Raw genomic sequence first — 12110 nt, forward strand, 5'->3', positions numbered from 1 at the left:
GCTCGTCGAGAGGACCGAATGAGGCTGATCTTCGCCGGCACCCCCGCCGCCGCCGTACCGTCGCTGCGCGCGCTGCACTCCTCGGGGCACGAGATCGCCGCGGTCGTCACGCGGCCGGACGCGCCCCTCGGTCGCAAGCGGGTGCTCACGGCGTCGCCGGTCGGCCAGGCCGCCGCCGAGCTCGGCCTGCCCGTGATCAAGACGGCACGGCTCGACGCCGCCGCGACCGAGCGGATCATGGCCCTCGAGCCGGACCTCGGCGTCATCGTCGCCTACGGCGGACTGGTCCGCGAGCCGTTGCTGTCGGGGCCGGCGCACGGCTGGATCAACGTGCACTTCTCGCTGCTGCCGCGCTGGCGCGGCGCCGCCCCCGTGCAGCACACGCTCATCGCGGGCGACGCCCGTGCCGGGGTCACGGTGTTCCGCCTCGTGCCGGAGCTCGACGCGGGCGACGTCTACGCCACGGCCGAGCATGGCATCGATCCCGACGCCACGGCGGGCCAGCTGCTCGGCTCCCTGAGCCACGTCGGCGCGCAGCTCGTGCGCGAGGTGGTCGACACCCTCGCCGCCGGTCGTGCGCGCGCCCACGCGCAGGTCGGCGCGGTCACCCTCGCGCCCAAGCTCACGCTGGAGGACGGCCGCCTCGACTGGCATCAGCCGGCCGACGCGGTGCGCAACCGCTTCCGCGGGGTCACGCCGGAGCCGGGCGCCTTCACCACGGTCGAGGGCGACCGCCTCAAGATCCACGACCTCTGGGCGGCGCCGGCCGGCGACGATGCGGCGCTCGCTCCCGGCGCCGTCGCCGCCATCAAGGGCGGCATCCTCGTGGGCACCGGCACCGCGCCGGTGCTCGTCACGCGGCTGCAGCCGGCCGGCCGCGCCGAGATGCCGGCGGCCGACTGGTTCCGCGGGCTGCGCTCGACCCCGCGGCTGGGCTCGTGAGCGTGCGCGACGAGGGCGGCGCGCCCGGACGCGGCCGGCGCGCCCCGCAGCGCCGCCACGCGCCGCGCCCGCGCACGGAGGTCCAGGCCGCGCGGCGGGTCGCATTCACCGTGCTGCGCGCGGTGAGCGCGGACGACGCCTACGCGAACCTGCTGCTGCCGCGCGAGCTGGAGCGGGCGGGCCTGAGCGGTCCCGACGCCGGTCTGGCCACCGAGCTGGCCTACGGCACGCTGCGCCGCCAGGGCACGTACGACGCGATCCTCGCCGTCGCGGCCGACCGCGACCCGGCCGAGATCGACCCCGCCGTGCGCGACGCGCTGCGCCTGGGCATCCACCAGCTGATGTCCACCCGCGTCGCCTCGCACGCGGCCGTGAACGAGTCGGTCGAGCTGGCCCGCGAGGCCGCCGGCCAGGGCGCGGCCGGCTTCGCGAACGCCGTGCTGCGCCGCGTCTCGCGCGACACGCCGGGGGAGTGGATGGCGCGCATCGCCGCCGCCGCCCGCTCCGACGACGAGCGGCTCGGCCTCACGTCCTCGCACCCGGTGTGGATCCTCCGGGCGCTGCGTCGCGCGCTGGCCGCCGAGGGCCGCGAGAGCGAGCTGGACGCCCTGCTCGCGGCCGACAACGCATCGCCGCGCGTGTCCATGGTGGCGCTGCCCGGGCTCGCCGAGCCGCGCGAGCCCGGCGCGGACTACTCGCCGGTCGGCTTCCGGCTCGACGGCGGCGACCCCGACCCGCTCGTGCGCGCGTCGGGTGGGCGGCTGCGCGTGCAGGACGAGGGCTCGCAGCTCGTGGCCCTCGCACTCACCCGGCTGCGGCCCGTCGCCCCGGGCGAGCGCTGGCTCGACCTGTGCGCCGGCCCCGGCGGCAAGACGGCGCTGCTCGCGGCCGAGGCCCTCGCCGGCGGCGCCACGCTCGAGGCGAACGAGATCGTCCCGGCGCGGGCGGGGCTGGTGCGCCGCGCCCTCGCCCCCGTGCCGCTGGACGTGATCGTGCACGAGCGCGACGGGCGCGAGCTCGCCGCCGACCGCGCGGGAGAGTTCGACCGCATCCTCGTCGACGCGCCCTGCACGGGCCTGGGCGCCCTGCGCCGCCGCCCGGAGGCCCGGTGGCGCAAGCAGCCGTCCGATGTCGCCGCGCTCACGGCGCTGCAGGAGGATCTCCTCCTCGCCGCGTTCGAGGCCCTCCGGCCCGGCGGCGTGCTCGCCTACGTGACGTGCTCGCCGCACCTGGCCGAGACGGCCTCCGTCGTCAGCGCCGCGTGCGCGCGCCTGGGCGATGCCGCCGAGCAGCTCGACGCGCGGGTGGCGCTGCAGCGGGTCGCCCGACGGCCGCTCGACCTGCCCGCCCCGGTGGCGGGCGGGCGGCACGCGCAGCTGTGGCCGCACCGGCACGGCACCGATGCGATGTTCCTCGCCCTGATCCGGAAGCGCGCATGACGGGTCCCGATCGCGAGGCGCGCCGGGCGCGCGCCGCCGTCTCCGCCTGGTTCTTCCTCAACGGCGCCACCTGGGCGAACCTCGTGCCGCACTTCCCCGAGATCAAGGCCGAGCTCGGCCTGAGCAACGCCTTCTACGGCCTCGCGATCTCGGCCACCGCGATCGGCTCGGTGCTCGTCGGCCTGAGCGCCGGCTGGTTCGTGCAGCGCTTCGGGTCGGCGCGCACGGCCGCGTACGCCATGGTGCTCTCGACCATCGCGGCGGCCGTCGCGGGCATCGCCCCCACGGGCGTCCTCTTCGCGCTCGGCCTGTTCGTCGTGGGCGCGACCGACTCGATCACCGACGTGGGGCAGAACTCCCACGGCCTGCGGGTGCAGCGCCGGCTCGGACGCTCCATCATCAACTCGTTCCACGCCATGTGGTCGATCGGCGCCGTCTCCGGCGGCCTGCTGGCGGCCGCGGTGCTGGCGCTCGGGATCCCGCGGCAGTGGCACCTCGGGGTGCTCGCGGCGATCATCTCGGTGTGCGGCCTCGTGGCGCTGCGCTTCGCCCTGCCCGGCCCCGACGGCGCGGACGTGGCCGAGGAGCACGCCGTCGTGCACGCGGGACGCTGGTCGCGCGGCCGCGTGGTGGGCGTCGTGACCGCGCTCGTGGTGATCGCGATCATCGGCGCGCTCGTGGAGGACGCCGGCAGCACCTGGGCGGCGGTCTACCTCGCCACCGAGCTCGGCGCCGCCCCCGCCGTGGCCGCGTGGGGGTACGTGGCGCTGCTGGCCGCGCAGACCGTGGGCCGCTTCGCGGGCGACGCGCTCATCGATCGCTTCGGCCAGCGGCTCGTGACGCAGCTCGGCGGCCTGCTCATCGCCCTGGGGCTCGGCGGCGCGCTGCTGTTCCCGAGCATCCCCGGCACCATCGTGGGCTTCGCGCTGGCGGGCCTCGGCTGCGCGACGATGATCCCCACCGCGATGCACGAGGCCGACGCGATCCCCGGCCTGCGCCCGGGCACGGGTCTGACGATCGTGTCGTGGCTGCTGCGGATCGGCTTCCTCGTGTCGCCGCCCGTGGTCGGCCTCATCGCGGATGCCACCGCGATCCGCTTCGGCCTCGCCGTCGTGCCGGTCGGCGGCGCGATCGTCATCGCCCTGGCCCTCGTCCTTCCCCGCCGGCACACGAAGGAGTGACATGACGCTGCCCGACGCCCCCCGGATCAACCCGAGCATCCTCTCGGCCGACTTCGCGAACATGCAGTCGGAGCTCGCCCGCATCGCGGGCGCCGACTTCGCGCACGTCGACGTGATGGACAACCACTTCGTGCCCAACCTCACGTTCGGGCCGCAGATGGTCGAGCGGATCCAGGCGACGAGCCCGATCCCGCTCGACGTGCACCTGATGATCGACGACCCCGACCGCTGGGCGCCCGGCTACGCGGAGCTGGGGGCGGCATCGGTCACGTTCCACCTCGAGGCCGCCGCCGACCCGCTCGCCCTCGCGGCACGGCTGCGGTCGATCGGCTCGCGCGCCGGCGTGGCTGTCAAGCCGGCCACCGGGGTCGAGCAGCTCTTCGACCACCTGGACGCGTTCGATCAGATCCTCGTCATGACGGTCGAGCCGGGCTTCGGCGGGCAGTCCTTCCTGGCCGATCAGATGCCCAAGCTGCGCCGTCTGGCCGGCGAGGCACGCCGGCGCGGCTCGGACGTGTGGCTGCAGGTGGACGGCGGCATCTCGGCCGACACGATCGCGCAGGCGGCCGAGGCCGGGGCCGACACGTTCGTCGCCGGCTCGGCCGTGTACGGCGCCGACGACATCGACGCGGCGATCGCGCGGCTGCGCAGCGAGGCCGCCGCGCACCGGCACGGCCCGCGCGGCGGCGCGGCGCCGGCAGCGGGTAGCCTTGACGGGTGAAGACCTTCGACGAACTGTTCGCCGAGCTGACCGAGAAGGCGCAGACGCGCCCCGAGGGCTCCGGCACCGTCCGTGAGCTCGACGCCGGCGTCCACGCCATCGGCAAGAAGATCGTCGAGGAGGCCGCCGAGGTGTGGATGGCCGCCGAGTACCAGTCCGACGCCGAGGCCGCCGAGGAGATCTCGCAGCTGCTGTACCACCTGCAGGTGATGATGATCGCCAAGGGCCTGACGCCGGCGGACGTCTACCGACATCTCTGAGGCACGCGTTCTGTCACGTCCGACCCGAAAGACCTCATGCTCCGCATCGCCGTTCCCAACAAGGGAGCCCTGTCCGAGACCGCCATCGCCATGCTCGCGGAGGCGGGCTACGCCACGCGCCGCGACTCCAAGCAGCTGCATCTGATCGACGCGGCCAACGACGTCGAGTTCTTCTACCTGCGCCCGCGCGACATCGCCACCTACGTCGCCTCCGGCGCGCTCGACGTCGGCATCACGGGGCGCGACCTGCTGCTCGACACCCGCATGCCGGCCCGCGAGATCGAGGCGCTCGGCTTCGGCAACTCCACGTTCCGCCTCGCCGCCCGCCCCGGCCGGTTCTCGCGCATCGAGGACCTCGAGGGCGTGCGTGTCGCCACCGCCTTCCCGGGTCTCGTCGACGCGCTGCTGGACGAGCGCGGCGTGGCCGTCGACATCGTGCCGCTGGACGGCGCGGTCGAGTCGGCCGTGGAGCTCGGTGTGGCCGATGCCGTGGCCGACGTGGTCGAGACCGGCACGACGCTGCGCCAGGCCGGGCTGGAGATCTTCGGCGACGTGCTCATGGAGTCCGAGGCCGTGCTCATCGGCGCGCCCACCGAGGCGCCCGGCACCGACCGGCTGCTGCGTCGCCTGCGCGGCGTCATGGTCGCCCGCCGGTACGTGATGGTCGACTACGACCTGCCCGTGGCGCTGCTGGACCAGGCCACCGAGATCGCCGGCGGCATCGAGTCGCCCACGGTGTCGCCGCTGCGCGATCCCGAATGGGTGGCCGTGCGGGTGATGGTGCCCCGAAAGGGCATGAACCGCGTGATGGACGAGCTCTACGAGCTCGGCGCCCGCGCGATCCTCGTGACCGCGATCGACAACGCGAGGCTCTGATGTCGGTCGTGACCCGCGTCATCCCGTGCCTGGACGTCGCGGCCGGGCGCGTGGTGAAGGGCGTCAACTTCGAGAACCTGCGCGAGATGGGCGATCCCGTCGAGCTCGCGCGGCGGTACTTCGAGCAGGGCGCCGACGAGGTGACCTTCCTCGACGTGACCGCGACCGTCGAGGAGCGCGGCACGATGTACGACGTCGTGCAGCGCACCGCCGAGGAGGTCTTCATCCCGCTGACCGTGGGCGGCGGCGTCCGCACCGACGAGGACGTCGCGCGGCTGCTGGGCGTGGGCGCCGACAAGGTGGGCGTCAACTCGGCGGCGATCCGCCGGCCGGCGCTGCTGAACGAGATCGCCGACCGCTTCGGCGCACAGGTGCTCGTGCTCTCGCTCGACGTGAAGCGGTCGCCGCGCACGCCGTCGGGGTTCGTCGTCACGACGCACGGGGGCCGGCAAGAGACCGACCTCGACGCGCTCGCGTGGGCGCGCGAGGCCATCGAGCGCGGCGCGGGGGAGCTGCTCGTGAACTCGATCGACGCCGACGGCACCAAGCAGGGCTTCGACCTCGAGCTGGTCGGACTCATGCGCGAGGTGGCGACCGTTCCCGTCATCGCCTCGGGCGGCGCGGGCGACGTGTCGCACTTCGCGCCCGCCGTACGAGCGGGCGCCGACGCCGTGCTGGCCGCGAGCGTGTTCCACTCGGGCCAGATGACCGTGGGCGACGTGAAGTCCGCCCTGCGCACGGAGGGGATCCCGGTCCGATGACTCAGCCCGCGGACGTCGAGGCACAGCTCGACAAGGTCGCGTTCAACGCCGACGGGCTCGTGCCGGCCGTCGTGCAGCAGGTCGACACGCTCGAGGTGCTCATGCTCGCGTGGATGGACCGCGAGGCGCTGCGACGCACCCTCACCGGCGGGCGCGCCGTGTACTGGTCGCGCTCGCGCGGCGTGTACTGGCGCAAGGGCGACACGTCCGGTCACATCCAGGAGGTGCGCGGCGTGCGCATCGACTGCGACGGCGACACCGTGCTGCTGCTCGTCGACCAGACCGGGGCCGCGTGCCACACGGGCACGCACACCTGCTTCGACACCGACGAGCGCGACCTGCTGCGGGCGGATCGCTGATGGGCGCGATCGGGCGGATCGACGCCTGGGCGAATCGGCGCGGCCGCTCGCTCTCGGTGCTGCTCCTGCTGGCCGGCGGCGCCGTGCTGATGATCGGCTCGACGCAGACCTGGTTCACCGCGGAGCTCTCCGATGCGAGCCTGCCCGTGTCGGGCGCGGCCGCGGCGCCCGTGCTGCAGCCGCTCACGCTCGCCGTGCTGGCCCTCGCGCTGGTGCTCGCGCTGGCGGGCACCGTGCTGCGCTATGTGCTCGGCCTGCTGGCGAACCTGCTGGGCTTCGTGCTCATCGTGATGATCGGCCGGATCGCGTTCACGCCGCCGGTCTCGGCCGTGGCCTCGACCGTCACCGAGCACACGGGGCTCGCGGGGGAGGAGGCCGTGAGCGAGCTCGTGCGCTCCATCGTCGCCACCCCGTGGCCGGTGCTCTCCCTGGTGGCGGCCGCGCTCGTGGTGCTCGGAGGCGCGACGGTGATCTCCACCGCGCGACACTGGAAGCGCTCGGGCCGCCGCTACGAGACCGCGCACGCGGCACCCGCCGACGGTCCGCTCGATGCGATCGACTCCTGGGACGACCTGAGCCACGGCCAGGACCCCACCAGCCGCTGAGCGCGGAGGGCCGGCGCCCGGCCCGATAGACTCTTTCCGATTCACCAACCACGGAGGCCCCGTCATGAGCAACCCCCTCGCCGACCCCGGTCACGGACACTCGCCCGCCGCCTGGACGACCGTCCTCATCATGCTGGTCGGTCTCGCGATCGGCACGGTGGCGCTGTTCCTCGGATCGTGGCCGGTCGTCGCCGTGGGCGCCGTGATCGTCGTGCTCGGCCCCATCGCGGGGTGGATCGTGTCGAAGGCCGGCTACGGCGTGAACGGACCGAAGTACTCGTCCAAGGCGCACTGATGTCGCTCCTGGCGGAACTGACCGCCGGATCGGTCGAGGACGCGGAGGTCCGCAGGGCGCGGCGGCCCCTCGCCGAGGTGGAGCGCCTCGCCCTCGCGCAGGCGCCCGCGCGCGACGCGCTGACCGCCCTGGCCCCCGCGGCCGGGGTGAAGGTGATCGCCGAGGTCAAGCGGGCCAGCCCCTCGCGCGGCGACCTCGCCGCGATCCCGGACCCCGCGCACCAGGCCGGGCTCTACGAGCGGGGCGGCGCGTCCGCGATCAGCGTGCTCACCGAGCAGCGCCGCTTCAAGGGGTCGCTCGACGATCTCACCGCCGTCAAGGCGGCCGTGGGCCTGCCGGTGCTGCGCAAGGACTTCATCGCGACGCCCTACCAGGTGCTCGAGGCCCGCGCCGCCGGCGCCGACCTCGTGCTGCTCATCGTGGCCGCGCTCGAGCAGCCGGTGCTCGAGGAGCTGTATGCGCTGATCGTCGAGCTTGGCATGACGCCGCTCGTCGAGGCGCACTCCGCCGACGAGGTCGCGCGCGCCGCCCAGCTCGGCGCGAAGCTGATCGGCGTCAACGCCCGCGACCTGGCCACCTTCGAGCTCGATCGCGACCTCTTCGGCCGGCTCGTCGAGGGCATCCCCGCCGACGCGATCAAGGTGGCCGAGTCCGCCGTGCTCACGCCGGCCGACGTGGCGCACTACCGCGCGGCGGGTGCCGACGCCGTCCTCATCGGCGAGGCGCTCGTCACGGGCGACCCCGTCTCGACCCTGCGTACCTTCCTGGAGGCCTGATGCCCCTGCGCGACCAGCCCGGCCCCTTCTTCGGCGAGTTCGGCGGGCGCTACATGCCCGAGTCGCTCATCGCGGCGATCGACGAGCTCGCCGCCGCCCACACGGCCGCGATGGCCGATCCGTCGTTCCACGCCGAGCTGAACGCCCTCCTCGCCGACTACGCCGGCCGGCCCTCGGCGCTGACCGAGGTGCCGCGCTTCGCCGAGCACGCCGGGGGAGCGCGCATCTTCCTCAAGCGCGAGGACCTCAACCACACGGGCAGCCACAAGATCAACAACGTGCTCGGCCAGGCGCTGCTCACCCGGCGCCTCGGCAAGACCCGCGTGATCGCCGAGACGGGAGCGGGCCAGCACGGCGTCGCCACCGCCACCGCCGCGGCGCTGTTCGGCATGGACTGCACGATCTACATGGGCGAGGTCGACACCGAGCGCCAGGCGCTCAACGTGGCCCGCATGCGCCTGCTCGGGGCCGAGGTGATCCCGGTGACCACCGGATCGCGCACCCTCAAGGACGCGATCAACGAGGCCTACCGCGACTGGGTGGCCAGCGTCGAGACCACCAACTACATCTTCGGCACCGCCGCCGGCCCGCACCCGTTCCCCGCGATGGTGCGCGACTTCCAGAAGGTGATCTCCGAGGAGGCCCGCGCCCAGCTGATCGAGCGCGCCGGTCGCCTGCCCGACGCGGTGCTCGCCTGCGTGGGCGGCGGATCGAACGCGATCGGCATGTTCGACGCCTTCATCGACGACGAGGACGTGGCCCTGTACGGCGTCGAGGCGGCCGGCGACGGCGTCGACACCCCGCGTCACGCCGCCTCCATCGAGCGCGGACGCCCCGGCGTGCTGCACGGCGCCCGCACCTACGTGCTGCAGGACGAGGACGGCCAGACCGTCGAGTCCCACTCGATCTCGGCCGGACTGGACTACCCGGGTGTCGGGCCCGAGCACTCCTGGCTGGCCTCGATCGGCCGCGCCACCTACATCCCCGCGACCGACGACGAGGCCATGCAGGCGCTGCGCCTGCTGAGCCGCACCGAGGGCATCATCCCCGCCATCGAGTCCGCCCACGCCCTCGCCGGCGCGCTGCGGATCGGGCGCGAGCTCGGCCCCGACGCGGTGCTCGCCGTGTGCCTCTCGGGCCGCGGCGACAAGGACATGGACACGGCCGCCCGCTACTTCGGGCTCTACGACGAGGGAGCGGACGCATGACCTCTGCGGTCGAACGCGCGATCGATGCGGCGCGGGCCGAGGGGCGCATCGCCTTCGTCGGCTACCTGCCCGCCGGCTACCCCGACGTCCCGACGTCGATCGACGCCGCGGTCGCGCTGGCCGAGGCCGGCGCCGACGTCATCGAGCTCGGTCCGCCGTACAGCGATCCGGTGATGGACGGCCCGGTCATCCAGGAGGCCACGAACGCGGTGCTGGAGTCCGGCTTCCGCACCCGCGACCTGTTCGAGGTCGTGCGCGGCGTGACGGCCCGCACGGACGTGCCGGTGCTCGTGATGACCTACTGGAACCTCGTGGTGCAGTACGGCATCGACCGCTACGCCGACGACCTGGCTGCCGCCGGCGGCGCCGGTCTCATCACGCCCGACATCACGCCCGACGCCGCGGACGAGTGGATCGCCGCCTCGGAGCGCACGGGGCTGGACCGCGTGTTCCTCGCGGCGCCCACGTCGACCGACGAGCGCCTCGACATGATCCGCGACGCCTCGCGCGGCTTCGTCTACACGGTGTCGACCATGGGCATCACGGGCGAGCGCGCCGAGCTGGACAAGGCCGCCCGCACCCTCGTGGCGCGGCTGCGCGAGCGCGGCGTGACGCGCGCGTGCGTGGGCATCGGCGTGTCCACGCCGGAGCACGTCGCGGGCATCGCCGAGTACGCGGACGGCGCGATCGTCGGCACGGCGCTCGTGCGCGCGCTGCGCGACGGGGGAGTGGCCGGCCTGAGCGAGGTCGCCCGCGCCCTCGTGGCCGGCACCTCGCGCTGATCAGCCGCGCAGGGCCGCGAGGATCCGCTCGGCGTAGGCGCGGTGCCCGTCGGCCGTGAGGTGGATGCGGTCCGCGCCGACGGGTAGGTCCCACTCCAGCGCCGACACATAGGCGAGGCCGCGCTCGCGCGCCTCCGCCGCGAGGACGGCGTCGACGGCCGCCTCGCCCTCGCGTCCCGGCACGTCCATCGGCCCGACGACGATCACGCGCGGCACGCCCGCGGCGGCGTCGAGCACCCGCTCGGTCGCGCGGCGCAGGGCCTCGCGACCGGCGAAGACGTCGTTGAGCCCGCCCTGGATCACCAGCGTCCCGTCGGCGGCGGCGACGGCGCGGTCGATCCGGTCGGCGAAGGAGTGCGGTCCGCAGCCGCCGCGGTTCACGTAGCCCGTGAAGGGGACGGCGTCCACGCGCACGGTGAGGTCGCCGTCGAGCGCGGCGAGCGCATCGGTCCAGCGGTCGCCGCGGTCGGCGAGCTCGTCGCCGGCCGCGTAGGAGTCGCCGAGCACGGCGATCGCCTGGTCGCCGTCGCCGAGCGTCTCGATCTCGCCGTACCGCTCCTGGTACGCGCGGATGTCGTCGCAGCCGGGCGGCTCCGCGGACCGGGTCAGGCTCACGGCGGCAACCGCGGCGCCGACGAGCACGACGGCCGCCACGGCGGCGGCGATCACGGTGCGGCGCACGGGCATCGGCACAGTCTGTCCCGGCCACCTCCACCGTTCCTGAGCGCCCCGCGCGCGCCGATCCGCGCGCGTCCGGAGGTGGGTCGTCGCTCGCTTAGACTCAGGGCATGCTGTCTTCTGCCCTGACGAACGTGGTCGCGAGCATCCCCAGCCCGCCGGTGAGCTCCTGGACGTGGGAGTTCGGTCCCTGGACCCTCGGCCCGTTCACGTTCGGGCAGTTCACGATCCACTTCTACGCGCTCTGCATCATCGCCGGCATCATCGCCGCGACGATCCTCACGCACCGCCGCCTGACCCGGCGCGGCGCGGAGCCGTGGATCGTCATCGACATCGCGCTGCTGGCGGTGCCGCTGGCGATCATCGGCGCGCGCATCTTCCACGTCGTCACCCACCCCGGCTTCTACTTCGGCGAGGGCTCGAACCCGTGGGACCTCACGCGACCCGGCTCGGTGTGGGCGATCTGGGAGGGCGGCATCGCCATCTACGGTGCCCTCCTCGGCGGCGCGATCGGCGCCTGGCTGGGCTGCAAGTGGACCGGCATCCGGTTCTGGACGTTCGCCGACGCCCTGGCCCCGGGCCTGCTGCTCGCGCAGGCGATGGGCCGGTTCGGCAACTGGTTCAACCAGGAGCTGTTCGGCCTGCCCACCGACCTGCCGTGGGGACTCGAGATCGATCCCGACAACGCCGCGATCCCCGCGGGCCTGGCCGAGGGCACGCTGTTCCACCCCACCTTCCTGTACGAGGTGATCTGGAACGTCCTGGGCGTCGTCGTGCTGCTGTGGCTGAGCCGCAAGCGGGTCTTCCAGTGGGGTCGCCTGTTCGCCGTCTACCTCATCTGGTACGGCGCCGGTCGCGTCGTGTGGGAGTCGATCCGCATCGACCCGAGCGAGGTCATCCTCGGCCTGCGCACCAACGTGTGGGCGTCGATCGCCGCGATCGTGCTCGGCATCGTCATCCTGGCGGTCCAGGCGCGGCACACGGGCGACGAGCCGTCGCCGTACGTGCCGGGGCGCGGCTGGGCCGGTCGGGGCACGGTAGACTCGGACGAGGACTTCGTCGACATCAGCGAACCCCCGTCGACCGCAGTCACTCCCGAGGCCGCTGCCACAAGCACCGCAGCCGCGAAGTAGCGCCATCGCGCTCCGCCCCGTACCGTCGAAAGACGGGGCGTTTCGCATACGCGCACTCGCGCGCATCCGGCGGCCCTTACCGGGTCATCGCCGC

General features: G+C 74.0%; 15 protein-coding genes. 14 read left to right on the forward strand and 1 reads right to left on the reverse strand.

From position 1 onward, the window contains the following. The first annotated feature begins 18 nt into the window (after window positions 1-18). The 13 genes from fmt to trpA all read left to right on the forward strand — a co-directional run bounded on the left by fmt (window position 19) and on the right by trpA (window position 10205). Window positions 19-942, forward strand: a complete 924-nt coding sequence (gene fmt, locus E3O41_RS06540) for a methionyl-tRNA formyltransferase (protein WP_067023195.1) — start codon at window positions 19-21, stop codon at window positions 940-942. Between the two features lie 2 nt (window positions 943-944). Next, window positions 945-2381: an RsmB/NOP family class I SAM-dependent RNA methyltransferase gene (locus E3O41_RS06545; protein ID WP_083990835.1), complete on the forward strand. Its 1437-nt coding sequence runs from the start codon at window positions 945-947 to the stop codon at window positions 2379-2381. Beyond that, a complete protein-coding gene (locus E3O41_RS06550) occupies window positions 2378-3562 on the forward strand; it encodes an MFS transporter (protein WP_067023198.1) in 1185 nt (394 codons plus the stop codon). Before E3O41_RS06545 ends, E3O41_RS06550 begins: the two co-directional genes overlap by 4 nt. A 1-nt stretch (window position 3563) precedes the next feature. Continuing rightward, a complete protein-coding gene (rpe, locus tag E3O41_RS06555; protein WP_067023201.1) occupies window positions 3564-4283 on the forward strand; it encodes a ribulose-phosphate 3-epimerase in 720 nt (239 codons plus the stop codon). Further along, on the forward strand, window positions 4280-4543 hold the full coding sequence (locus E3O41_RS06560; protein ID WP_067023204.1) for a phosphoribosyl-ATP diphosphatase: 264 nt from the start codon (window positions 4280-4282) through the stop codon (window positions 4541-4543). The genes rpe and E3O41_RS06560 overlap by 4 nt, the downstream gene beginning before the upstream one ends. Before the next feature lie 36 nt (window positions 4544-4579). Then, a complete protein-coding gene (gene hisG / locus E3O41_RS06565; protein ID WP_135012178.1) occupies window positions 4580-5419 on the forward strand; it encodes an ATP phosphoribosyltransferase in 840 nt (279 codons plus the stop codon). After that, on the forward strand, window positions 5419-6180 hold the full coding sequence (gene hisF, locus E3O41_RS06570; protein ID WP_135012179.1) for an imidazole glycerol phosphate synthase subunit HisF: 762 nt from the start codon (window positions 5419-5421) through the stop codon (window positions 6178-6180). The genes hisG and hisF overlap by 1 nt, the downstream gene beginning before the upstream one ends. Next, entirely contained in the window at window positions 6177-6539 is a 363-nt protein-coding gene (gene hisI / locus E3O41_RS06575) for a phosphoribosyl-AMP cyclohydrolase (protein WP_067023214.1), read from the forward strand. Before hisF ends, hisI begins: the two co-directional genes overlap by 4 nt. Further along, window positions 6539-7144: a Trp biosynthesis-associated membrane protein gene (locus tag E3O41_RS06580; protein ID WP_067023217.1), complete on the forward strand. Its 606-nt coding sequence runs from the start codon at window positions 6539-6541 to the stop codon at window positions 7142-7144. The genes hisI and E3O41_RS06580 overlap by 1 nt, the downstream gene beginning before the upstream one ends. 64 nt (window positions 7145-7208) lie before the next feature. Further along, complete coding sequence (locus E3O41_RS06585) at window positions 7209-7439, forward strand: HGxxPAAW family protein (protein WP_067023219.1); 231 nt, start codon at window positions 7209-7211, stop codon at window positions 7437-7439. Beyond that, window positions 7439-8215, forward strand: a complete 777-nt coding sequence (gene trpC, locus E3O41_RS06590; RefSeq protein WP_067023221.1) for an indole-3-glycerol phosphate synthase TrpC — start codon at window positions 7439-7441, stop codon at window positions 8213-8215. The genes E3O41_RS06585 and trpC overlap by 1 nt, the downstream gene beginning before the upstream one ends. Further along, window positions 8215-9423, forward strand: coding sequence for a tryptophan synthase subunit beta (gene trpB / locus E3O41_RS06595; protein ID WP_067023224.1), 1209 nt, complete (start codon window positions 8215-8217; stop codon window positions 9421-9423). Before trpC ends, trpB begins: the two co-directional genes overlap by 1 nt. Beyond that, the gene (gene trpA / locus E3O41_RS06600; RefSeq protein ID WP_067023227.1) at window positions 9420-10205 is read left to right on the forward strand and encodes a tryptophan synthase subunit alpha; all 786 of its coding nucleotides are present in this window, start codon (window positions 9420-9422) and stop codon (window positions 10203-10205) included. The genes trpB and trpA overlap by 4 nt, the downstream gene beginning before the upstream one ends. On the opposite strand, the gene E3O41_RS06605 is transcribed toward trpA, so the two are convergent. Then, window positions 10206-10892, reverse strand: coding sequence for an SGNH/GDSL hydrolase family protein (locus E3O41_RS06605; protein WP_067023230.1), 687 nt, complete (start codon window positions 10890-10892; stop codon window positions 10206-10208). It abuts the gene before it with no gap. A 101-nt stretch (window positions 10893-10993) separates the two neighbouring features. Between E3O41_RS06605 and lgt the strand changes: the two genes are divergently transcribed. Beyond that, a complete protein-coding gene (lgt, locus tag E3O41_RS06610) occupies window positions 10994-12016 on the forward strand; it encodes a prolipoprotein diacylglyceryl transferase (RefSeq protein ID WP_083990794.1) in 1023 nt (340 codons plus the stop codon). The last annotated feature ends 94 nt before the right edge of the window (window positions 12017-12110 follow it).

Origin of the sequence: Microbacterium sediminis (assembly GCF_004564075.1) — a bacterium.
In the GTDB taxonomy this organism is placed as follows: domain Bacteria; phylum Actinomycetota; class Actinomycetes; order Actinomycetales; family Microbacteriaceae; genus Microbacterium; species Microbacterium sediminis.